Source organism: Nitrosospira multiformis (assembly GCF_003050865.1).
Lineage (GTDB): Bacteria > Pseudomonadota > Gammaproteobacteria > Burkholderiales > Nitrosomonadaceae > Nitrosospira > Nitrosospira multiformis_E.
Genome location: NZ_QAOK01000021.1, coordinates 1 through 23,614, shown reverse-complemented (window position 1 = coordinate 23,614; position 23,614 = coordinate 1). Strand labels below are relative to the sequence as shown.

The following is a 23,614-nucleotide window of genomic DNA, read 5'->3' as shown; positions in this document are numbered from 1 at the left end:
ATGCTCAGCTATTTCGAGAAACTGATTTACCCCTATCCCGATCCCACCGACAGGATCCCCCCAAAAGGTTTTTTTACCTTTATCTGGGAAGCAACCGAGGGCGTAAGGCGATACCTAGTGGCGATGACGCTGCTTACCGCATCAATCGGTGCGTTTGAAGCCTTATTGTTCGCGATGCTGGGAAAAGTCGTCGACTGGCTCAATCAGATACCGCCCTCTCTTTTATGGGAACAGGAGCGGAACACGCTTCTTCTGTTCGCTGGACTGCTGGTTGCAAGTCCCCTGTTGGTGGGTATACAGAACCTCGTCAAGCATCAGGTGTTGGGCGGAAATTTTCCGATGCGCCTGCGCTGGAATTTCCATCGGCTGATGCTGAACCAGAGCATGCATTTCTATCAGGACGAATTTGCGGGACGGGTGGCGGCCAAGGTGATGCAAACTGCTCTCGCGCTGCGAGATGTCTGCTTTATTCTCGGCGATATACTTGTCTATGTAACGATTTACTTTTTTACCCTGGTTGCCGTGGTGGGCACATTCAATCTCTGGATATTGATACCTTTTGGGGGGTGGTTCGCTCTCTATATCTGCGCGCTGCGCTATTTTGTGCCCAGGCTCAGCCGGGTATCCCAATCCCAGGCGGATGCGCGCGCCTTGATGACGGGACGCATCAGTGATGCCTATACGAATATCGCCACCGTAAAACTCTTCTCTCACGCCGGCAGGGAGGCCGGTTATGCCAAACTGGCGATGCAGGAGTTTCTGGGGACAGTACATAGCCAGATGAGGTTGATCACCCGGTTTGAAACCGTGAACCAGGTGATGGGGGCAAGTCTCATCATCAGTGCAATTGCGGTTGCTTTGCTGTTGTGGGTGGATGGGCAGATCGGCGTGGGGGCGGTGGCGGCTGTCGGCGCCATGTCGTTGCGGCTTAACGGGATGTCGCATTGGATCATGTGGGAAATGACTTCATTATTCGAACAGGTAGGTACCGTACGCGATGGAATCACCACCTTGTCACGTCCCCACGTGGTGACCGACCATCCCGCTGCAAAACGTCTTCAGATTAAAGCCGCCGAGATACGGTTTGAAGATGTGGTTTTCTGCTACGGGGGCGACATCCCCGTAATAGATCATCTTTCGCTGCATATCAGGCCGGGTGAAAAGATCGGTCTGGTCGGACGCTCGGGCGCGGGTAAATCCACTCTCGTCAACTTGCTGCTTCGCTTTTATGATGTGGAGGAGGGGCGCATACTGATCGACGGGCAGGACATCCGGTACGTTACCCAGGACAGTTTGCGCGCCAATATCGGCATGGTTACGCAGGATACGTCCCTCATGCATCGTTCAGTAAGGGACAACATCGCGTATGGACGACCTGACGCAACCGATGCGGAAACGATCGCCGCTGCAAAAAAGGCGGAGGCGCACGATTTCATCATGGGCCTGACAGACCCTGGGGAACGCCGCGGCTATGATGCGCATGTAGGAGAGCGTGGGATAAAGCTTTCGGGCGGCCAGCGCCAGCGGATCGCCATAGCGAGGGTAATGCTGAAAAACGCGCCGATTCTTCTGCTTGACGAAGCTACCAGTGCGCTGGACTCTGAAGTGGAGTCAGTCATTCAGTCAAGCCTCTACCGCCTGATGGAGGGCAAGACGGTGATCGCCATAGCGCATCGCCTGTCGACCATTGCTGCCATGGATCGGTTGATCGTGATCGACAAGGGCCGGATCGTAGAGGAAGGAACGCATCAAAGCCTGATCGCCCTGAAGGGTCTCTATGCCGGGCTCTGGGAGCATCAGAGTGGCGGGTTTCTGGGGGAAGATGTATAGGAGTATTCCACTTGAGAAAGCCGATATCTCCTGCGGTTCAAACGGTTTTCGATCGTTTCGGCAGTCAGTCGCCGAGCTCCACTCCCGCTCGCGGCCTCACACCCGCCCGGATAGCAGCTTCCGTCAGAGAAGGAAGGCAAAGCTCGATGAATCGGTAGGCGTACCCCCGCAGGTAATGGCCGCGGCGGATCGAGATGTTGGTAGTGTTTTGCCCGAACAGGTGTGAACTGTCCAGCAGAGTCAGCCGGGCATCCCGCACGGGATTGAAGGCCATTGACGCAACAAGACCCACCCCCAGCCCCAGTTCCACGTACGTTTTGATGACGTCTGCATCGAGTGCGGACATGGCGATGTCCAGCACTAATCCTGCCCTGGCAAAGGTCTGATCAATTCCCGCCCGGCCGGTGAAGCCTTCGTGATAAGTGATGACCGGGAACTCTGCAATGCTTTCAAGCGTGAGCGGCTGTATTGCTTCCAGCGGGTGTCCGTGCGGCACAATGACAGCGTGGTGCCACGAGTAATAAGGAAAAGAGGCCAGTTCTGCAACACTCTCCAATGCTTCGGTGGCAATGCCGATATCGGCCACTCCGTCCAGCAGCATCGATACGATTTCACCGGGGCTGGCCTGATGCAGAACGAGATGCACCTGGGGAAAGGTTTTCTTGAATTGCGTGACCACCGTGGGGAGTGCGTACTGCGCCTGCGTGTGCGTAGTGGCGATGGTCAGCCGTCCCTTATCCCGCTTGCTGAACTGTTCAGCCAGACGCTTGACATTCTTTGCATCCAGAAGGATGCGCTCGACAATCTCTATCAGTTCCTTGCCTGGATTGGTCAAGCCGAGCAGTCGTTTGCCTTTGCGCACGAACAATTCGACGCCCAATTCATCTTCAAGATCCTTGATGTGTTTGCTGACGCCGGACTGGGAGGTGAACAGGGCGTTGGCCGCTTCGGTCAGGTTATAGTTCTGGCGGACTGTCTCATGGATGATGCGCAGTTGTTGAAAGTTCATATTTATAAGCCTGCAGCCTGTTATTGTCGTGATCGGTTCGAGCGGATGATGGGATGCGGGATCCTGATTCAAAAATCATTATGGCTCCCCAGAGGTGCGATAAAGAAAAGGCGCGAGCCGATGGCCAGCGCCTTGAAAATCACAACAACAACGGAGAATAACCACACTCCGAAAGTTATCAGTTCTGTTTTCCCTGGTGAACCAATATTAATTCATTTGTTTATGCGTTTTTATGCATAACCAACCGGCAGGGTAATTGATGCGGATTATTACAGAAGCAGCCGGCTATTCAGGCCGGCTCAATTCACCTCTCTGGTTTCTCCACTTCCACCGCAACAGCACCCGTAACTGCCTGAACTCCTCAGGGTTTATTCCATCGGGAAGGATTACAACGCTGCGCGAAAAGTATTGGCTCAGCTGTCGCGGGGAGGCGTCTGTTTTATCGATTTTCAGGGGGTTCAAGTCGAGCACGGTCAGATAGGGTGCGACGAAACTGCTGCCAAGCAAGGCACAGGCGATCTGCCCGCCATCGCGGGTATTCAGGATGCATACCATTTCATCAGTTACTTCGAGACTGGAAACGGAATCCGGCGAGCGCAACAATGCGTAGCGCCTCAGGTAGAAAACAAGGCTGATGACGAGCAAAGCGGAGCCCGTCAATTTGACTGAAGGTGGCATCATCAGGGGCCACAACAGTACAATAGCCACAAAGTGGGCGAAGCCGAGCACTACTCCTAACGTTCGGGATGATTTCAGGTGAACGACGAGAAAAGGCGCAGGGGGTTGCATAACGGGTTGCAGTTGCATAACTGGCAGTTGCATAACGGGTTGCATGTTCTAAAATATTGATGAACTATTGTCTCAGTGCGGGCAGTTTGCCGCCTAGCTGGAGTGTATGCTTTATAATTAACCCTTTTTCGGGCCTTCTTCGAGCATCTGCCTTTACATGAATCCTGTCTGGCGCTCCTACCTGCAAAGCCGTGGTGCGATTTTTCGGGAAGACTGCATTGTCAGCTACGGCAATGCTGCTGCCGAACTTGAGAGTACCCGATCTGCCAACGTGCTGAGTGATCTTTCTCATTTTGGCCTGATTCACTTTGGGGGGGAGGATGCGGAAACTTTTCTGCAAGGACAGTTGAGTTGCGACATAAGGCGTGTCACTGCCTCAGGAGCCTCCTACGGAAGTTATTGCAATCCGAAAGGCAGAATTCTCGCGACTTTTCTTATTTTGCGCACAACTGATGACGGTTATCTCATGCAGTTGCCCGCAATGTTGCTCGCGGGGATCCAGAAGCGCCTTGCCATGTATGTGCTGCGGGCCAAGGTCAAGTTGGCGGACAGCAGCGGAGCCTGGGTCCGCATAGGGGTTGCGGGCTGCCACGCCGCGGCTCTGTTAAGGGAGATCCTGGGTGAAATTCCTGCCGCGCCGCTGGGAGTGAGGCATGGCGAAAAAGGCAGCATCATCCGTCTTGCAGAGGATCGCTTTCAACTCCTCATTCTTCCGGAGCAGGCGCCCACGATCTGGGAAGATTTGAGCAGAAATGCGGTGCCGGTAGGGAAGCCCTGTTGGGACTGGCTGGAAATCCGGGCAGGTATTCCCCACATCCTGCCTGCAACTCAGGAACAATTCGTGCCACAGATGGTGAACCTGGATGCCCTCGGCGGGATAAGCTTTCAGAAAGGCTGTTATCCCGGTCAGGAAATCGTCGCCCGCACCCAGTATCTCGGCAAAATAAAGCGGCGCATGTATCTTGCAAATATTCGTTCGGAAACGTGTGACTTGCCAATCGAAGCGGGGGATGAGTTATTCAGCGCCGATTTGGGGGAACAGTCCGCGGGTATGGTAGTCAACCCGGCATCGTCCTCCGACGGAGGAACCGATCTGCTGGCTGTCATTCAGGCCAGCAGTGTCGAAGCAGGTGAAATTCACTGGAAATCGCTGGATGGTCCCGCGCTGGGAATTATGCCGCTGCCCTATTCCGCAATCCAGTAAAGAGTAAAAACGGTATGCGCTCTATTTTGTCATTATCAAATAGCAGCATGCCTCTCGATGAGATCTGCCTTGACGGTCAAATTTCCCACCAGGAAACCCGACAGAAAGAACATTCCCTGTTACCTTGCGAAGCACCTTAATACAAAATACATTCCGGTACGCCCCACTGGCCTCCGGAGCAGAAAGGATATCTCGACAAGTTTTGCAAACTGCTACACGCAATCCCATTATTCCCGGCATTGACATCGGAGACGGAGGTGTCCTGCGTATCTGGAAAGACCGCAAAGACCATAGCGGCACCCATGACAACCTGCTTCAACTATCAGGATTCCGCTCCCTGTTCTATTTTTCCGGTGCGATCTGGAGCAAAGTATCGTTGCTCTGTTCAGGCATCGGGCGGCTGCTTCTGTCATTGATGCTGGTGGCATCCGCAGCCCACGCAGATGGACTGGAACTGGAGAAACGCGATATTGCTTTCTACTATGGCAGCAGGCCGCCCATCGAAGACCTGCGCCATTTCGACCAGATCGTCATTCAGCCAAGCCAGATTCTGCCACATGAGAAAACAGCACTGTTGAATCTGGATTCTTCACTCATCTTCGCCTATGTCTCGTTTGGTGAAATTGCCCGCAACAGCGAAGATATGGCGCGTATCGATACGGATTGGTCGATAGGCGTCAATCCTGCCTGGAACAGTCTGGTAATGGACATGACCGATCCTGCCTGGCGCGAATATCTGCTGAAGCAGCATTTCGAACGCTTGTGGCGTGACGGCTATCGCGCTTTTTTTCTCGATACGGTCGACAGTTACCTGATCGTGACGAAAGAAGGCAAGCAACGCGAAGAGCAGGAAAAAGGACTGGTTTCACTGCTCGCGGAAGTCAAGCAGCGTTTTCCAGGATGCAAGCTCATTCTCAACCGTGGCTTCGAAGTGCTGGACCGCGCCAGCCAGTATGCTGACGGTATGGTGGCGGAATCACTTTTTCATGGTTTTGATCCAGTTAGCGGTAAACACGCTCCAACCAAGGAAGAAAACAGAAAGTGGCTGCTCGATCAGCTGGCGCGGGCGCAAAACGAATTCAAGGTGCCCATTACGGTGCTCGACTATGTCGATCCGGGAAACTGGGTGGAGGCCGAAAAAACAGCGCGCGACATCTTCAAGCTGGGGTTCATGCCCTGGGTCGCCAATGGAGACCTGACGTGGCTGGGGCACGGGCGGATGCGCCTTGCTCCCCGCAAGCTGCTGGCTATCGTAAACGGAACGCCCGCGCAGCAGATGGAGCATGATCTGTTTCGGCGTGCGGCCATGCCGCTCGAATATCTTGGCCTGGCGCTCGACTATTGGTACATCGATCAGCTCCCCCTGCCGATTGAACCGCTCGTCGGGCGATATGCCGGAATTATCTCGTGGCTGGGGGAGGACAGTGCGAACGGTACCGAACGGTATGAGAGTGTCTGCGCACGGCTGCAGTCAGAAGCGAATGCGGGACTGCCGATAGTGCTCATGGGTTATCTGCCCGCGGGTGTTGCGTGCCGGAATCTGCTGGATTATCAGGGGGAATTACAACCGACGACCGGCATCCTGAAACTCGATGCCATGAACGAGCGCCTGGGACGCCCCGAATCCGCTCCGGTGATCGGCAGCGGCACGCCCGATGTGCGTGTTCGGGATCGCAATAACGCATGGCTCACTCTGAGCAGTGCTGACAAAATATTTCATCCGGTCGCGGTGACGAGCTGGGGCGGTTACGCGTTACACCCTCACATCCTGAACGAGAGTGCATCCGGGCGCCACGAATGGCTGCTCGATCCTTTTGTTTTTTTCCAGGCGGCATTGCGCCTGCCGGTGCAGCCAGTGTTTGACATGACAACGGAAAACGGGCGGCGCCTGGGGATTATCGAGGTGAGGGGAGATCGCCTGTTTGCAAAGGATGAGCAGGGTGTGGAGGCGATCGATCGGCTCAAGGGGTGGATGGAAAAAAACCCGCTGCCGATAACATTGGGTGCCATCGAAGCGGAAGTGGCGACCGAAGAGCAGCGGAGCAAGCTGCGCGAGGTAGCCAGTTTGCCCCAGGTTCGCCTGGCCAGCCATACTTACAGCCATCCTTTTTATTGGGGGGTATTCGAAGGCAAGACAGACGCGGATCAGCAACCCTACCGTTACAGCGTATTCATGAAGGATTACGCGGCGGAAATGACGCGCGAAACGGGCGGCACTCTTCCATTCCTGCACACGATGGCACCGGATTCTCCCCCGCTGTTGATCTGGTCGGGGGATGGCAAGCCAGGACCGGCTGTGCTGGCAGCTGCGCAGAAAGCCGGGTTGCCGCATTATGGCGGAGGGGGTCTGCATTGGCAGAGCGGACAGATGTCGCTTGCAGACCTTGATCCCGCGCTTCGTCCGACCGAATGGGGTATTCAGGTGATGACGCCGCTGGTTGCCGAGCCGCTGTTCGCGCAACTCTGGTACGGCGAAGCCCTGAATTTTGGCAAGGTTGGCGAGTGGAACCGCGAGCTCGACCGTGCACGCCGGTTGCGTATTTCGTCGATATCGATTCATGCCGATGCATTCCTGAACGAACGGGGGAGGGAGCTTCTGGAGCAGATGGCGGAGGCGCAGCGCAAGGAAAATGTGCTCGGCATCTGGGTCGATGAATATGCCACCCGCACGCGCGCGTTCCAGACCGCGAGCATCGCGCGCGATCTCGATGGCAATTGGTTTCTTTTCGGAGATGCGCTTAGAACAGTGCGGTTGCCCAAGACCGAAATGACCCCGGAAATCTCCAGCGATGTAGTGGGATATAATGACCGCAATGACAACCGCTACATCTACCTTGCCCGGAATCACGCAATCCTTAAAGCCGCCCAGGGTAAACGGAACGGAAATCCGGGACTGAGATTGATCGAGGCCAGCGCGCCCCTGAAATCCTGGCATATCAACAATGATGGCTCCGCCACGCTTTTATTCGAATCGCGGGGACGTCTGGCTCCCCTGACTGTCACGGCTCCCGCTTCCTGCGCCTTGAGCATAAATGACACCAGATTGACGCCGCAGGCGAAGGGTACACATTCCGTTTATACAGTTTCAGGAAACCTGGCAGCGGGAAAATTCCGGCTTGAGTGTTGAAACGCAACGCGAATCACTGCTAAACGCGCCCGCGTTGCTGTTCATGAGCGCGGTGGTTCTCATTGCCTTCTGGGTATTGTTTCCGCGCCAGCCCGCTTTCAGGGATCCAGCCAACCTGTCAGCAAAAGATGCTTTGTCAGTCGCTTATCTTCGCGTTCTCGTGCAGTCGGACCCGCGTAACGCTCCGCTACGCCTGTCGCTCGTGCAGGTGCTGACGGAAGCGGGCATGACCGATGAGGCCATCCTTGCCATGGAACCCCTGCAGAATGCTCCCGAGTCAGGGTTGACCTACGAGATTCGCCTGGCGGAGCTGAAGCTGGCACTGCAGCAGCTTTACCGGCATCCTCCCCGAGATGTCGAGGCATCTCTGCGAAGGCGTATCGGGGAGCTGGTTCCTTCTTTGCTGCGCCTGGCGGAGAATGACAAAGAGTCGAATCAGGTGGTGTTGCTGGCAGAGCAGTTTGGCGAACCCTCGGTCATAGCGGAAACCTTCGAGCAGTTGGTTGGCATGCAGAATGAAACCCGGCAGACGAAATCGCGCTGGCTGGCTTTTGCTGCCAGACAACGGCTTGCGGCCGCACAACCCAGAGTTGCAGCACGAAATTTCTGCCAGGCTTTCGCTTTCGAACGAGTAGCCAGGAAGAAAACAGAATTGGCGAAAGCATGTTTAGGCGCCTATCTTCAGGCGGGGGTTGACCGGGAGGCCTTGAAAGCTGCGATAAAAATACTTTCCGCTTATAGTAGACCGGCTGATGTCGCAGGTCCTGGTAATTCCAGCCCGGTTGCCCCCTCCAGCGCGGACGCACAGTTGCTGATGCTGGCGGCCGACGTTGCCCAGCCAATGGGTGATCGTGACCATGCATTGATTTGGCTGGAGCAGGCGAGCGTGCAGACACCCGGGGATCAGAAGCTGGCAGAACGTATTGTCCGGTTGCAGGTTTCGATGGGTCTCCTCGACGAGGGTCTTGCCCGGGCGGTTGTATTGCGTGCTTCTCTGATTCCTGGAAGCGAACGTCATCGACTGCTTGCCCATTTGTATGACTGGAACGGTCAGCCCGATGAAGCGCTCGCCTTGTGGTTGTCTTTTGCGCGCGATAAAGCTGATGAGGAGGCTGAAACCCGGGCTTTCGCACTGGCTCAGGCAAAGCCGGATAACGAGGCGATTGTGCAGCTCCTTGAGGCAGTCATGTCTCGCCGCAAGCTGACGGCTACCGAAGCGGAAGCTTATGTCAGGGCGGGTCTCGCTGTTGCCCAGCCGTCTCGTGTGGAAAAGCAGTTGCGACGTCACGCAGAGCGATTCGATAACCCTCCACCCATACTTAAAGCACTGGTGGAAGTTCTTGTTCTCCAGGGCAAACCGGATGCGGCGCTCACGTTGTATGAAGATATGCCGGAAATTCAGGATAGGCGGCAGAGGCTTGCATTGGCGAGGCTGTATGAGGAAGCCGGCAATACGCAAAAGGGCTTTCAGTTGCTGCTCCGGGACATCGACTCGCCGGACCCTGCTTCTGCGGAAGAATACTGGCTGCTGCTGGCGAAAGTCTCCACGCAACTGGGGCAGGATGCCTACGCCAGCAAAGCCTACGAAAAAGCGTTGGTCCTTCGGCCGGATGATGTGGAAATTCTGGAAAACCTGCAACGTCTGGCCCTGCGTCATCACGATGATAAAAAAAGCGAGCGGCTTGCGCGCTATGGATGGGAAAGATTGAAGCGCATCGAGGACTTGCAGCGCCTGATGCGTTTTTCCTGGAAGCGGGGGAATTGGGATGAGCTGGATCACTGGCTCAAGGTTGCGGAAAAACTTCCTTCAGCAGTGCAGGCACCGGATTACTGGTATTTCCAAGCGATGCGCAAAATGGCGCAGGGGAAGCAAAGCGCTGCACGTGATGCACTGCATGAGATCTTGAGATTGCAGGCCGCAGATCCGGAAGTCACCGAAGCCATGATCTGGCTATTGCTATCATACGAGAAAATTGATCATGCGCTGCTTGAATCCGTCGTTGCGCCCTATCGTGCCCAGTCAGCCAATCAGTCTACGGTCAATCCGGCTTTAGCCGAAGCCCTCGCGGCAGGCGAGCAAGGTTTGGGCAGGCCGGTTCAGGCAGCGGCCTGGTTTTTGCGATCGCTTTCGACCCGGCCTGCGGATTTTCTCTGGATATTGGCGCTGGCCGACAATATGGAATGGGCAGGTTGCCCGGCTCATGCCAACTATGCCCGCCTTCAGGCACTCGAAATATTCGCTTCAAAGCAGAATTCCCAGATTGAAGTGAAATATCCGTCACGCCTGGCCGAGTACTTCTTCGGATCAAAGTATTTCCCAGCCAAAAGAGATGATACTGATGACGCAGAGAAACAGGAGGAATTACAGTCGATTCGGAACCAATGGGGTTTTGGAGGAAAACTGGATAATGCCGACTATTTCGCATTGCGCAGAGAGATGGAACGGCTTGAGCTGTCACAATGGAAAGCCTTCGCAAAGGCAGTCAGGAACAGGAATGAGCGTGAAGTGGCCCGGCAACTGGCGCTCATTTCGGATCACCTGAAGCGTCAACCTGCGGCCGCATCGCATGCGGACATGCTGCCCTTATCCATAGACGATGTGGATCGTGCGAATCGCTGGTTGGCCGGCGAACCGAAACCCAACCCGAGCGATTTGGCGACGGAACTGGATATCTGCCGCGAAATGCTGACCAAGATCCGGGAATTTCCTGCAAACAGTGAGCCTGCAAAGCGATGAAGAAACCCTGGCTGGAAGGTATAGAGGTTGTCGATGTAAACACCCCCGTATCTGCGTGGGGCGGCTGGTTTGAAACATTCGTTATAACTGTTGTTGTAATTGCGGCATCATTCATTACCCAGCAGGCTGACCCTTTCCGGTTGAGTGGCGGATTCCCGTGGGCAGTGCTGGCGCCCCTGCTCGCGGGGTTACGGTACGGGTTTGTCTTTGGTTTTGTCAGCGCCCTGCTGACACTCGCAGTGCTGGGTGTTGCCATTGACCAGCAATGGCAGGTCGCGAAGAGCTTTCCGCTGCCTTGGGCGATAGGCGTTGTGGTAGTAGCAATGGTGGCGGGGGAATTTCGTGACATGTGGGGGCGCCGCCTGCACCGACTGGAGGGCGCGTATCAATACCGCGCCGAGCGTCTTGAGGAATTCACGCGCAGTTACCAGTTGTTGCGCCTGTCCCATGACCGTCTCGAACAGACCGTTGCCAACAGCGGCTTTTCCCTGCGTGAAGGCATCATGCACCTTCAATCCACCCTGAATGGCATCGATGGATTGACGGAAAGTTCATTGCAAAAGCTTGTTGAATTTGTGGCGGAATATGGTGCATTAACGCAGGCCTGCATTATTGGTATTACTGCCGACCGCCTTGATACCTCCCAGGTTCTGGCCTGTGTGGGAGAGCGATTTCCAGTCGATGAGGCTGATCCAGTGCTGAGAATGTCACTCGATAGCGGCGAACTGGCCACGGTGAATCTTCTGCAGGATTCAGTGATGGATCAGGCCGGGCTTCTGGCTGCGGTACCTTTGGCTGACTCCATCGGCGAAATAAATGCCGTGCTGGCAGTGCGTTCCATGCCTTTTTTTTCGTTTCATGAAAGCAATCTCAAGCTTATCGCGGTGCTGGTGGCACATGGTGTGGACCATCTCCGCTTCGGAACGGCGAGACCATCGGTTTCCCGGTTTATTGCTTCGTTTGAACGTGCATTTCAAGATTTTTCGCGCTTCAAGCTCGATACGGCACTCCTGAGATTATCCGGAAATCCGGATGAGATGCGGGGCATTCACGAAAAGCTGCGGTTTTCGATTCGTGCTATCGATTTTATCTGCCTTGCGCGCGAAAAGGATCAACATGTCGTCTGGGTGATGCTGCCAATGACGGATATTACCGGCGCACGAGCATGGGCGCAGCGAGTAGCCGATATTCCCGCAACATCCGCACAGGAATGGATGCCTGTCAACGAAATCGATCCGCAAAGGATCCGCTCCCTGGAGCAGGGGTGATGCGTCGCATGTATGGCCTGCTTGCGTTGTCAGGAGTGACTGCTGAAGCAGTGGCCGTTCTCCTGGTGGGGTGGAGCGCGGATGATGCGCTTGCAGCTTGGCAGGAAGGCGCGCTGCTGTTCACGGCAATTGTATTTCACTCTGCTTCCTCGTATTACCTTGCGCGCATGTTCTGGCAGTCATTGCCGCGTCGCTACAAGCTTCCTCCTCGCAGAAGCCTGGGGTTGCTGTTTGCCTTTCTATGGATTCTGCCGGTTTTCGGGGCGCTGGGCGTGCTGTGGAGCATAACACGTGCATTGAAACGGCCTCGGACCCGTTCCGCGAAGAATGTAAAGATTATAATCCTGCCTGAGCTGCCTTTTTCACCACCTGTCATTTTCCCTGTTCCCCCTTACAGCCAGGGGGCTCTGCGCCAGATTGTCCATTTTGCCGAGCGCTCGCTCAAGCGGTTGAAAGCGGTAATGGCAACACGGCACATGGCGCCGAGAGAAGCCATGGAGATCTGGTCGAAGGCTACTCGCGACCCGATCGATGACGTAAGGCTGCTTGCCTATGCGATGAAGGATGCCCATGAAAAGAGGCTCACCGACCGTGTCCTGGCTTTAACCGAAGCGCTGCCACAACTTCCTCCACGAGCACAAAATGCCTGCCGCAAAACGATCGCCGCGCTGTGCTGGGAACTGGTATATCACAAACTGGTACAGGGTGCGGTCAGGCAGCACTGGCTGAAAAACGCCCGCACACAAATGGAGGTCGTATTGACCTCGTCATCCATCACGCCGCGCGACGCTCCCTCTGCATCTGCATCTGCATCGGCCCCTGTGCCTGCTGCACCCGAGGCATCTCTGACGTCGCCCAAACATGGGATGAGTGAAGCATCCTCTCTATGGGAGGGCATAGACCCCGACAGTTGGCTGTTGTATGGTCGGATTTTATTGGAATCAGGTGAAGCTGCTCTCGCGAGAAAGGCTTTTGTCAACGCGGAAACCTATGGCGCGCACCAGCAACAACTGCTGCCATGGTTTGCCGAAATCGCTTTCCGGGAGCGGAAATTCTCCGAGGCGAAGCGCTGTTTATCCGTGCTTGCACGTGTTGGGGAGAAGGGGCGGGAACTGGCCCTGGTAAGAGCGTGGTGGAATAAATGAGCATGATCCAGGCAGGGGCGGAGAGATCCTCGATGGTACGGGCAGCAGGGTCGGTTGTGGAACACGTGGCGGATATCGCCCTCCTGCTGGAAGGAACCTATCCCTATGTACGTGGCGGGGTATCTTCATGGGTCCACCAGATCATAAACGGTTTGCCGGAATTTACCTTCGCCGTGATCTTCATAGGTGGCCAGAAGGAAATGTATGGACCGGCGCAGTATCAGTTTCCCCCGAATGTGAGGCATGTCGAAACGCACTATCTGCTGCACCGAAGCAGCCTTGCGAAGCCGCATGCCCGCAAGGGTAGCCGCCAGCCTTTTAAGGAAATGGAAGAGTTGCACGCCACCATGCGGCAGCCTGGGAAATTGGCTGAGGGGAAAATGATCGATGCATTTGCGCGACTGGGCTCCAAAGGCGGCATCAGCCAGGAGGATTTTCTATATAGCGAGGCTTCGTGGGATTACATTACCCGACAGTATAAAGAGCGTTGTACTGAACCCTCGTTTGTGGACTATTTCTGGGCGATACGTGCAATGCATACGCCGCTGTTCGTATTGGCCGATATCGCGGCCGGGCTCCCGCCAGTGCGGGCAGTGCATGCCATTTCGACCGGTTATGCAGGACTGCTGGGTGCGATGATACGGCTGCGGCGAAACATCCCCTTTGTGCTCACCGAGCACGGAATCTATACCAAGGAGCGGAAAATCGACCTGGCGCAGGCTACCTGGATCCATGATCACAATGATGATGTATGCAATACGCTGCACGATGAAATGGGGTATATCCGCGGCCTCTGGATCAGGTTCTACGAGCAGCTCGGGCGCATGGCGTACGCGCAGGCCTCGCCCATCATCAGCCTGTATGAGGGGAATCGGTTGAGACAGGTTGCCGATGGGGCGGCCCCGGAAAAAACACGAGTCATTACCAACGGAATCAACGTGGAACGTTATCGGGGCGCACTCGAAAAAAGGCCGGAAAATATTCCACCGGTGCTGGGGCTGGTCGGACGCGTGGTGCCGATCAAGGATATCAAGACGTTCATCCGGGCATTGCGGATGCTGGTCAAGGAGCGTCCTGATGCGCAAGGATGGATTGTGGGTCCGGAAGACGAGGATCCGTCGTATGTGAATGAATGCAAGGAACTGGCCGAAAGTCTCGGCCTGAAGGATCATCTCAGATTCATGGGCTTTCAAAACATGCTGGAAATTCTGCCCCAGCTTGGCCTGATGGTACTGACCTCGATCAGTGAAGCCCTGCCGCTGGTAATACTCGAGGCTTTCGCCAGCGGTGTTCCCTGCCTTGCCACGGATGTGGGGTCCTGCCGGGAGCTCATCGAAGGAGCGGCCGAGCAGGATCGGGCACTGGGGGCAGCGGGTAGTGTAGTGCACATTGCCGATCCCGAAGGCACGGCAAAAGCAGCACTCGAACTGCTGAACAACTCGGAGAAGTGGCGCGCTGCGCAGCAGGCGGGGCTTGCGCGCGTGAAACGCTACTATGACGATCAGCTCATGTTTTCATCTTATCGGGAAGTCTACTCGGGAGCCCTGGGCGTACCGCGGCATCCGGCAGTAGCGAACTGATGTAACTATATGGCCGGCATCGGTTTCGAAATCCGCAAAATCCTGGAGCGCGACAATTACTGGTCGGTGTTGCGAGCCTATGGTTATGCCGGCCTAGTCAGCGGTGGTCCCTGGGTGCTCTCAATTCTGAGCATCATGATGATAGGCGTTCTTGCCGTCATGCTGGGTGTGGAACAGCGCGAGGTCAACGCCTTTCAGATCTGCGTTACCTACATGATGGCGGGTTCGCTGATCTGGACCGGGGGTATGCAGCTTATGTTCACGCGGTTCGTCGCGGACCGGACTTATGCCAATGACAAGGCAGAGGTGCTGCCCAATCTTTTCGGCGTCCTGATGTTGACCATGGCGGGTGGCTTTACGTGGGCAGCGCCCTTTATCTTCTCGCTTTTCACGGGACCATTTTTCCAGCAACTGTTGCTACTGTGCAATTTTGTTGTGTTGAGCGGGATGTGGATTGTCCTCATTTTCCTGTCGGGGATGAAGGCGTATGGGCGCATCATCTGGACCTTGGCCAAGGGTTACTCCCTGGGAATTGCAGTCGGGCTCCTCGCATCTCCATGGGAACTCAACGGCCTGTTACTTGGCGTGCTGACCGGTCACGGCTATCTGCTGTTTTCATTCCTGCATCATATCGTGCGGGAATATCCCGGAAATTCCCTGCTCAAATTTGACTTTCTCGATCGAAGCCGGAGCTTTTACAGCCTGTTTGCGGTCGGCACGCTCTATTACCTGGCGGTGTGGATCGACAAATTCATCTTCTGGTTCGTGCCCTACACTTCCGAGGCAGTCATCGGTCCATTGCGCGCGTCCATCATCTACGATCTTCCCATTTTTCTGGCATATCTATTCATTCTGCCGGGGATGGCCGTATTTCTGGTGAGCATAGAAGCGGATTTTGCCGAACAGCACGAACGTTTTTACCGTGCCGTGCGTGAAGGCGACACGCTGATGCATATTGAATACAGGCGTGACCGGATGGTGTATGCTGCCCGGCAGGGTATCTACGAAATCTTCAAAGTGCAGGGTCTGACGGTGGTGCTGTGCCTTCTGTGGGGCAGGGGCCTGCTGCAAACCATTGGCATATCCCCGCTCTACATTCATTTGTTTTATATTGATGTGGTTGCAGTCAGTGTGCAGGTGCTGCTGATGGCGATACTCAACATACTTTTTTATCTCGACGCCCGGCGGGAAGTACTGATCGTTACGGCATGTTTTTTTATAACCAACCTGCTGTTCACCGTTGCCACGCTGCAACTGGGAGCCGAATCCTTCGGATATGGCTTTGCGGTATCGGTGACGCTGTCCGCATTTCTTGGTCTCTTCATCCTCTCGCACAAGTTCAACCGGCTGGAGTATGAAACATTCATGCTGCAGGGTTAGCCCGCGTCTCTCAAAAATACCAAGTGCATAGCAGACGAATAATGACAAGTCATTTCACGGGAATGACTTGACTCATGAAATGGAGAGTCTCGCCCGTACGGGCGCCGACGCCCAGCCGCGGATTCTGCGGCATCGGTGAACTTCCTCGCGTCACGCCGTGCAATGAGTTCCTCCGCTTCGGTCAGCACTTCCCCTCCAGCACTTCCTCCTCTCATGCGGACTTCTATAACTGTCCACACTTTTTGACTTGGTGATCAGGTCTGCAGTATTCACAAATTCACCACCTATCCATCATAGTTCTCTTACAACCAGTGTGGTAATTTTGATCCCACACTGGTTGTTGGCATCCCTTAAACATATGCCGATCAGTCGAAGAAAGGCCACTGTGGAAAGTGTCCCGTTTGACCGCTGAATCGATCATCCGCACTTCATAATCGCCCGTCTATCAGCCGTTACAGCGTGATAGCACGCAGCTGACGCTCTCGGTGTGCGAGTTACCTGTTTATCTTGGAAGGGGGAAAACTTGAAAGCTCATCGCCATGCAACTCACCATCCATACGATTGACGTCGGGCAGGGAGAAAGTGCGCTCGTGGTTGCGGCAGACGTGGCAGCGGGGCGACACCGGACGATATTGATCGAGGGTGGACTACTCGGGTATGCCGAGACAGTCCACAACTTTATCGATCCCATCCTCAGGGGTTACGGTTACTCCCTCGACCACATTCTTGTCAGCCACTACGACAAGGACCACTCAGCGGAAGTCATAGGACTCCTGAATGCGGACAACATGCGAGTCGTAAGCGAAACCATTTCGAACGCGGTGGCAAATGCGGCGCAATGGGCTGCAGCAGGCACTCGCCCCCAGCAAATCGCCTGCGGAGCCGTGGCCGCATCGGCAACGATCCTCGGAGCTTGCGAACGGAACCTAAACCAAATCCTGGCAATGTGCCAGGCTGTTTTTCCCCGGGCTGCCGGGAAGACAGACGACGAAGCGGCGGAGCTTGGATTTAACTATGCGCTGGAGCATACCGACAAGGTTCAGAGCTTTCCCGCCCTTCAAGTCGGCAAAACTGGAAGACGCAGAAATATTGCAAAAATATCCGCGGTCGCTGCGGCGATTGCCATCGCGTCGGGAAACAATCCGGCTGCCGCAGCCTTCGGCGCCATCTTCCTCCTGATTGCCAAAACACTTCCCAATCAGCTGCGGCTCGATACCGGCGGCCGATACTGCAACGTCCATCTTATCGATATCGAACAGCCAATCTGGCCATTAGGATCTGCCGAGACATACGCCGGCACGGCGCTCGGGCAGCACATAACGAAGGACGAGATTTTCAGGAACGGCGGGAGCGGTACGGCGCTCCCTTCCCCCCATTCTCCCGGAATATTCTGCCGGGTGATCAGCTTCTGGGTTTGGCAAGGGATGGGCAGTAATCCTGTTCAGACCGTCTGGAGACGCAAGGCGGGAGACTGCACGTCCAACCTTGTAAGGATTTGCAAAAGAATTGCCTCATCCTTACGTGCAATATTCTAGTAAATGAATTTTTTACCGAAGGCATAAGAGAGAACATAGTATGAACCAGATCGTAATTATGGCGCTGCGGAAACCTTACACCTTCGTGGTTCTTTCCATTCTGATCGTCCTGTTTGGAATCAGGGCGATGCGGCATAAGCCGACGGACGTCTTTCCCACTATCAAGACGGCATGAAAATGGTCACTAAATTATCCATCGTTCTAGGCTTAATCGCCACTCTGGTATTGAGTGGATGCCAAAAACACGAGGCACATGAAGAAATGCCGCACTATGCGGCAACCACACCGTTCCGTGAAGACACTTCCATCCTGGAACCCTATGTCTGTCAGATTCGTGCCATCAGACATATTGAAGTCCGCTCTTTGGAAAAGGGCTATTTAACCCATATTTTTGTAGACGAAGGGCAATGGGTAAAAAAGGGACAGCCCATGTTCAAAATCATGCCCAACGTCTATCAGGCAGAACTTCTAACTGCGGAAGCCGAAGCGCAAAATATGAACATCGAATACCTCAATACCAAGGCCTTGGCTGATAAGAATATCGTATCACCCAACGAATTGGCTTTGGCAAAAGCAAAATTAGATAAGGCCAACGCGCAGGTGAACTTGGCGAAAACCCACTTGGGGTTCACCGATGTCAGAGCACCTTTTGATGGGATTACGGATCATTTGGCTGTTAGGATCGGCAGCCTTCTGGATGAAGATGATTTGTTGACGGAGTTGTCTGATATCGCCCACTTGTGGGTCTATTTCAACGTCCCGGAAGCTAAATATCTGGATTTTATAAGGCGCGAAAAAGGCAAAACCAATGAAAAAGTGCAGTTAAGGATGGCAAATGGCGAGATTTTCGATCATACGGGGGTCATCGAGACAATTGTAGGTGATTTTTATAATACCTCCGGCAACATTCAGTTTCGTGCCTTGTTCGAGAACCCGGACAGAGTTCTCAGGCATGGTCAGACAGGAACAATCCTAATGACCGTACCTTACCCAAACGCCATGCTCATCCCTCAAAAAGCGACGTTCGAAATCATGGATAAAATCTATCTCTACGTCGTCAACAAAGAAGAAAAAGTGGAGCAAAGGCTTATCCAGATAGAGGCCGAATTGCCCCACATGTTTATTGTTAAAAGCGGCCTGAATGACGGAGACAGGATTTTGATCGAGGGTATGCGCAAAGTTAGTCCTGGAGACAAGGTGATGATCGATTTAAAGCCACCCCAAGAGGTTCGCTCAGAGTTGATGAAATTGTATACCGAGTAACCTTTTAGTCAGGATTAAGCCATGTTTGGTATTTTTCTCAAAAGACCTGTGCTGGCGATCGTGTTATCGCTGTTGTTCATATTCATGGGCTTGTTGGCAATGAAATCATTGCCCGTTTCCCAGTTTCCGGATATTGCACCCCCCCGGGTCACGGTTGCAGTATCGTTTCCCGGTGCCAGCGCCGAGGTACTGGTGAAATCGTCCCTGATCCTCTTGGAACGCGCTATCAATGGCGTGCCTGGTATGAGATACATCACTTCGGATGCAACCAGTGCCGGCGAAGCGACCATTCAAGTATATTTCAATTTAGGCGTCGATCCTAATATCGCGATGGTTAACGTGAAGACGCGCGTGGATCAGATGATGAGCAGGCTACCCATACTGGTGCAGTTGGAAGGCGTGATTGTAAACTTCGTCCAGCCCAGCATGCTCATGTATGTCAACCTCTACAGCAAAGACAAAGACGCCGATCAGAAGCTTTTGTTTAATTATGCCTATGTCAATGTTATTCCGGAGATTCAACGCATTACTGGAATTGCCCAAGCAACCATATTGGGTTCCCGCCAATATGCGATGCGGATTTGGATGAATCCGGAACGGATGAGAGCCTATGCCGTCTCGTCAGAAGAGGTGATGAAGGCACTGGCGACTCAAAGCATTATCGGACGACCTGGTCGGCTGGGTCAAAGCACAGGCATGCTCGCCCAGTCCAAAGAGTATGTGCTGGTTTATAAAGGACGCTTTAACAAGCCGGAAGAATATGGGGACATTATTCTCCGGGCTGCTCCAACAGGCGAGATTCTGCGCATTAAAGACGTTGCCAAGGTCACTCTGGACAGCGAGTTTTATAATATTTTCTCCGATAAGGACGGATTCCCTTCCGCGTCCATCGTGCTGAAGCAAAACTACGGCAGTAATGCCCAAGTAGTCATAGAGAACGTGAAGAAAAAACTGGAAGAATTGAAAAAATCCTTCCCGGAGGGCATGGACTACGAAATCAATTACGATGTGTCGCGTTTCGTTGAGGCGTCCATCGACCAAGTGCTGCACACATTGGTGGAAGCCTTCATTCTGGTCTCCTTGGTGGTTTTCATTTTCCTTGGCGACTGGCGTTCTACCCTGATTCCCGTCCTCGCGGTACCGGTTTCGCTGGTCGGAGCATTTGCCGTCATGTCTGCGTTCGGGCTTTCCATCAACCTCATCACCTTGTTTGCCTTAGTGTTGGCTATTGGTATTGTGGTCGATGATGCCATTGTGGTAGTGGAGGCAGTGCATGCAAAAATGGCAGCCGAGCATTGCACCCCTTATGAAGCCTCCCGAAAAGTGTTGCAGGAAATCGGTGGCGCCATTATAGCGATTACGCTGGTCATGGTATCAGTGTTCGTCCCTCTTGCGTTTATGCCAGGACCGGTCGGGGTATTTTATCGACAGTTCGCCATCACTATGGCGTCGTCGATCACTATTTCAGCAATTGTGGCTTTATCGCTCACCCCGGTACTGTGTGCCATGATTCTTAAAAACACTCACGGCCAGCCGAAACGGAGAAACCCGATAAACATTTTCATCGATGGCTTTAACTCTGTTTTCGAAAAGGTCACCGGCCGCTACATCAAATTGCTGAATGTCACGGTCACCCGGCGCCTTGTCACGCTTTTGGTATTGGTCGGGTTTGGCTTCGGCATTTTCGCGGTCGATAAAGTCCTGCCTTCCGGCTTTATTCCCGGCGAAGATCAAGGCATGATTTATGCGATTATCCAAACACCGCCCGGGTCAACCATCGAAGTGACCAACAAAGTGGCACGTGAACTGGAAATAATGGCCGCAGAAATCGAAGGCGTACAATCAATTTCTTCCTTAGCCGGCTACGAAGTACTCACCGAAGGCCGTGGATCAAATGCAGGGACTGTTGTTGTCAACCTGAAAGATTGGTCGCAACGTAAACATTCGGTAACTCAAGTCATCCACGAGTTGGAGGAAAAAGCCCATAACCTAGGTGCGACCATCGAGTTTTTTCAACCGCCGGCAGTGCCGGGATACGGTGCGGCATCGGGTTTGGCGTTTCGCTTGGTGGACAAGACGTTAGACACGGATTACTTCGAATTCGATGAACTTAATAAAAAGTTCATGAATGCGATGCGTGAACGTAAGGAATTGACCGGCTTGTTCACTTTTTATGCGGCCAATTATCCGCAATACGAACTGGTCATCGACAACAGGCTGGCCATGCAAAAAGGGGTTACCATCGAAGACGCGATGAATCACCTGGACATCATGATCGGCAGTACTTATGAACAGGGCTTTATTCGCTTCAATAACTTTTTTAAGGTCTACACCCAGGCTGCGCCGGAATTCAGGCGAGCCCCTGAAGATGTGTTGAATTATTTTGTGAAAAATGATAAAGGCGAAATGGTGCCGTACTCTGCCTTCATGACTATGGTGAAAAAGCAGGGGCCCAACGAGCTGACGCGTTATAACCTCTATAACACTGCGGCGATCCGGGCCGAGCCCGCACCCGGTTATACCACGGGCGCAGCTATCAAGGCAATCGAAGAGGTCGCGGAAGCCACTTTGCCGCGAGGTTTTGAAGTTGCCTGGGAAGGCTTGACATTCGACGAAGCCCTCCGGGGCAATGAAGCAGTGCTGATCTTCGCCGTCGTTATCCTGTTTGTATATCTGGTGCTGGCCGCACAATACGAAAGCTTTGCTTTACCCTTGGTCGTGTTATGTTCGCTACCCCCCGGTATTTTCGGTGCCTTTTTGTTGTTAAAAGGATTAGGGCTTGCCAATGATGTCTATTCCCAACTGGGAATGGTGATGTTAATTGGCTTGCTCGGCAAAAACGCGGTACTGATTGTCGAGTTTGCAAGCCAGAGGCAAGTCGAAGGAGGCATGACGGTCAAAGAAGCGGCGATTGCGGGCGCAAAAGAGCGTTTTCGGCCGATTTTGATGACTTCATTTGCCTTTATAGCCGGGTTGATACCCCTAGCGATGGCTACGGGAGCTGGAGCGGTCGGCAACAGGACGATTGGTACCTCAGCACTGGGTGGGATGCTTACCGGTACCGTGTTTGGCGTCCTCGTTATCCCAGGATTTTATTATATTTTTGCGAAAATGGCAGAGGGTAAAAAATTAATTCAAGGTGAAGATCTTGATCCTCTAGCCGAAACTTATCATTACGGCCCGGATGACAATGAAAAATAAAACATTTCGGCTTATGGCTTTAGTCGTGCTGGGGCTGCTGTTGCAGGGTTGTATTCCTAAAGTAGCAATCAAAAAAGCAGATGTGCCTCTTCCTGCTACTTTTGAACCGGACGTTTTTGAAACGACCAGTACGGCGACTGTCATGCGGAAGGATTTTTTCGATGACCCTGCCTTATCAGATTTGCTAGAGATAGCTGTTGCTAATAATAAAGAAATTAATATTATGCTGCAGCGCATCACCATTGCACAAAATGAAATCCAAGCGCGTAGAGGTCAATATTTGATGCCATTGGTAGGTATTCGTGCTGGCGCAGGCGGAGACAAAGTCGGCGAGTTTACGCGCTTCGGCGCTATCGAAGAGGAACTGCCATTAGCCGGCAAACACTTTCCTACGTTTCTTGGCGATTTTCGATTTGAGCTATTTTCAACTTGGGAGGTAGATATATGGAAAAGATTGAGGAATGCGAGAGAAGCGGCTGTGCTGGAGTACATGGCATCTAAAGAAGGTCAAAATTTTTTAGTGACCAACCTGGTCGCTGACGTTGCTCATTCGTACTATGAATTGCTTGCCCTGGACAACCACCTTGAGAATTTAGAGCAAAATATCAGGATTCAGGAAAATGCGTTGGAGATGGTTAAACAACTTCTGCTGTATGCAAGAACAACTGCACTTGCGGTCAAACGTTATGAAGCAGAAGTGGCAAAAAACAAAAGCAACATATACAAAATTAAACAGGATATTACGGTTGTTGAAAACCGGATCAACTTCCTGTTAGGGAGAACTCCGCAGCCTATCCAGCGTGCTTCCAGTGGTTTTATGGAGCAAAACCCCAAAGTACTCATGACAGGTATTCCGTCGCAATTGCTACAAAACAGGCCTGATATTAGGCAAGCGGAGCTTGAGCTATCGGCAGCGGAATTAAACATAAAGGTGGCCAGGGCAAATTTCTTTCCCACCTTTAACATAAACGCCGGGGTAGGGTTTGAAGCTTTCGCGGTTAAGTACCTGTTCAATACCCCACAATCATTGGCGGCCGCTGTTGCCGGAGAGCTAGTAGCTCCAGTGATCAATAGGTACGCTATCAGAGCCGAATATAAAAACGCCAGTGCCAGGCAAATTCAGGCAGCTTATGAGTATGAGCAAAGTATTATCAATGCTTATGTGGAAGTAGCGAATCAAATTTCAAACATCGATAAGCTCAAAAAAAACTATCAGTTCAAGACAAGCCAGGTGGAAGCGCTCGTCCAATCAATTGATGTCGCTAGCCAGCTATTCAAATCTGCTCGTACGGACTACCTGGATGTGCTATTGACACAAAGGGATAGCCTGGAGGCCAAACAAGATCTAATTGAAACGCAACAAAAGCAATTTGACGCAATGGTGGATCTTTATAGATCACTTGGTGGCGGTTGGCAGTAGAAGGATGAGAGGAAGGAGCGGTTCAAAAAAAGGCTCTGTTGCAAAAAATAAGAAGCGAGGTGCATCATTGTGTTTTTCGGGGCAGCTCTCAATGTCCGATTTCAAATGGCGTCATTTCCGTGGGGA

At 53.3% G+C, this 23,614-nt stretch carries 15 protein-coding genes; 13 read left to right on the top strand and 2 right to left on the bottom strand.

Annotation, left to right across the window (positions count from 1 at the left end; translation table 11 throughout):
• A complete protein-coding gene (locus C8R21_RS11095) occupies nt 1-1,830 on the top strand; it encodes an ABC transporter ATP-binding protein (RefSeq protein ID WP_107762760.1) in 1,830 nt (609 codons plus the stop codon).
• Nucleotides 1,831-1,894: 64 nt separating this feature from the next.
• Here C8R21_RS11095 and C8R21_RS11090 read toward each other — a convergent pair whose 3' ends face one another.
• Together C8R21_RS11090 and C8R21_RS11085 are read right to left on the bottom strand one after the other, a co-directional pair.
• Nucleotides 1,895-2,839: a CysB family HTH-type transcriptional regulator gene (locus C8R21_RS11090; protein WP_107762759.1), complete on the bottom strand. Its 945-nt coding sequence runs from the start codon at nt 2,837-2,839 to the stop codon at nt 1,895-1,897.
• A gap of 285 nt (nt 2,840-3,124) precedes the next feature.
• Nucleotides 3,125-3,661, bottom strand: coding sequence for a protein YgfX (locus tag C8R21_RS11085; RefSeq protein ID WP_258192366.1), 537 nt, complete (start codon nt 3,659-3,661; stop codon nt 3,125-3,127).
• Between the two features lie 124 nt (nt 3,662-3,785).
• On the opposite strand from C8R21_RS11085, the gene ygfZ reads away from it, so the two are divergent.
• The 12 genes from ygfZ (at nt 3,786) to C8R21_RS11030 (ending at nt 23,488) form a co-directional block, all read left to right on the top strand.
• Complete coding sequence (gene ygfZ / locus C8R21_RS11080) at nt 3,786-4,832, top strand: CAF17-like 4Fe-4S cluster assembly/insertion protein YgfZ (RefSeq protein WP_107762758.1); 1,047 nt, start codon at nt 3,786-3,788, stop codon at nt 4,830-4,832.
• A 202-nt stretch (nt 4,833-5,034) separates the two neighbouring features.
• Nucleotides 5,035-7,959, top strand: a complete 2,925-nt coding sequence (locus C8R21_RS11075; protein ID WP_258192365.1) for a bifunctional glycoside hydrolase 114/ polysaccharide deacetylase family protein — start codon at nt 5,035-5,037, stop codon at nt 7,957-7,959.
• Nucleotides 7,949-10,696 (top strand): tetratricopeptide repeat protein, encoded by a 2,748-nt coding sequence (locus C8R21_RS11070; protein ID WP_107762756.1) that lies wholly within the window; start codon nt 7,949-7,951, stop codon nt 10,694-10,696. The genes C8R21_RS11075 and C8R21_RS11070 overlap by 11 nt, the downstream gene beginning before the upstream one ends.
• Nucleotides 10,693-11,964, top strand: coding sequence for a protein PelD (locus C8R21_RS11065; RefSeq protein ID WP_107762755.1), 1,272 nt, complete (start codon nt 10,693-10,695; stop codon nt 11,962-11,964). The genes C8R21_RS11070 and C8R21_RS11065 overlap by 4 nt, the downstream gene beginning before the upstream one ends.
• Nucleotides 11,964-13,109, top strand: a complete 1,146-nt coding sequence (locus C8R21_RS11060) for a protein PelE (RefSeq protein ID WP_107762754.1) — start codon at nt 11,964-11,966, stop codon at nt 13,107-13,109. The genes C8R21_RS11065 and C8R21_RS11060 overlap by 1 nt, the downstream gene beginning before the upstream one ends.
• Nucleotides 13,106-14,689, top strand: a complete 1,584-nt coding sequence (gene pelF, locus C8R21_RS11055) for a GT4 family glycosyltransferase PelF (RefSeq protein WP_107762753.1) — start codon at nt 13,106-13,108, stop codon at nt 14,687-14,689. Before C8R21_RS11060 ends, pelF begins: the two co-directional genes overlap by 4 nt.
• 9 nt (nt 14,690-14,698) lie before the next feature.
• The gene (pelG, locus tag C8R21_RS11050) at nt 14,699-16,069 is read left to right on the top strand and encodes an exopolysaccharide Pel transporter PelG (RefSeq protein WP_107762752.1); all 1,371 of its coding nucleotides are present in this window, start codon (nt 14,699-14,701) and stop codon (nt 16,067-16,069) included.
• A 539-nt stretch (nt 16,070-16,608) separates the two neighbouring features.
• Nucleotides 16,609-17,604, top strand: a complete 996-nt coding sequence (locus tag C8R21_RS11045) for a hypothetical protein (protein ID WP_107762751.1) — start codon at nt 16,609-16,611, stop codon at nt 17,602-17,604.
• 40 nt (nt 17,605-17,644) lie between these two features.
• On the top strand, nt 17,645-17,779 hold the full coding sequence (locus C8R21_RS16120) for an efflux RND transporter permease subunit (protein WP_146162475.1): 135 nt from the start codon (nt 17,645-17,647) through the stop codon (nt 17,777-17,779).
• The gene (locus C8R21_RS11040; protein WP_308811392.1) at nt 17,776-18,867 is read left to right on the top strand and encodes an efflux RND transporter periplasmic adaptor subunit; all 1,092 of its coding nucleotides are present in this window, start codon (nt 17,776-17,778) and stop codon (nt 18,865-18,867) included. Before C8R21_RS16120 ends, C8R21_RS11040 begins: the two co-directional genes overlap by 4 nt.
• A gap of 21 nt (nt 18,868-18,888) precedes the next feature.
• On the top strand, nt 18,889-22,068 hold the full coding sequence (locus C8R21_RS11035) for an efflux RND transporter permease subunit (protein WP_107762750.1): 3,180 nt from the start codon (nt 18,889-18,891) through the stop codon (nt 22,066-22,068).
• Entirely contained in the window at nt 22,052-23,488 is a 1,437-nt protein-coding gene (locus tag C8R21_RS11030; RefSeq protein WP_107762749.1) for a TolC family protein, read from the top strand. Before C8R21_RS11035 ends, C8R21_RS11030 begins: the two co-directional genes overlap by 17 nt.
• Nucleotides 23,489-23,614: the final 126 nt, after the last annotated feature.

Excerpts from the sequence above, each read along its gene's own strand:
- C8R21_RS11095 (WP_107762760.1), top strand. The coding sequence starts at position 1 with ATGCTCAGCTATTTCGAGAAACTGATTTACCCCTATCCCGATCCCACC.
- C8R21_RS11090 (WP_107762759.1), bottom strand. The coding sequence starts at position 2,839 with ATGAACTTTCAACAACTGCGCATCATCCATGAGACAGTCCGCCAGAAC.
- C8R21_RS11085 (WP_258192366.1), bottom strand. The coding sequence starts at position 3,661 with ATGCAACTGCCAGTTATGCAACTGCAACCCGTTATGCAACCCCCTGCG.
- ygfZ (WP_107762758.1), top strand. The coding sequence starts at position 3,786 with ATGAATCCTGTCTGGCGCTCCTACCTGCAAAGCCGTGGTGCGATTTTT.
- C8R21_RS11065 (WP_107762755.1), top strand. The coding sequence starts at position 10,693 with ATGAAGAAACCCTGGCTGGAAGGTATAGAGGTTGTCGATGTAAACACC.
- C8R21_RS11060 (WP_107762754.1), top strand. The coding sequence starts at position 11,964 with ATGCGTCGCATGTATGGCCTGCTTGCGTTGTCAGGAGTGACTGCTGAA.
- pelF (WP_107762753.1), top strand. The coding sequence starts at position 13,106 with ATGAGCATGATCCAGGCAGGGGCGGAGAGATCCTCGATGGTACGGGCA.
- pelG (WP_107762752.1), top strand. The coding sequence starts at position 14,699 with ATGGCCGGCATCGGTTTCGAAATCCGCAAAATCCTGGAGCGCGACAAT.
- C8R21_RS11045 (WP_107762751.1), top strand. The coding sequence starts at position 16,609 with ATGCAACTCACCATCCATACGATTGACGTCGGGCAGGGAGAAAGTGCG.
- C8R21_RS16120 (WP_146162475.1), top strand. The coding sequence starts at position 17,645 with ATGAACCAGATCGTAATTATGGCGCTGCGGAAACCTTACACCTTCGTG.
- C8R21_RS11040 (WP_308811392.1), top strand. The coding sequence starts at position 17,776 with ATGAAAATGGTCACTAAATTATCCATCGTTCTAGGCTTAATCGCCACT.
- C8R21_RS11035 (WP_107762750.1), top strand. The coding sequence starts at position 18,889 with ATGTTTGGTATTTTTCTCAAAAGACCTGTGCTGGCGATCGTGTTATCG.
- C8R21_RS11030 (WP_107762749.1), top strand. The coding sequence starts at position 22,052 with ATGACAATGAAAAATAAAACATTTCGGCTTATGGCTTTAGTCGTGCTG.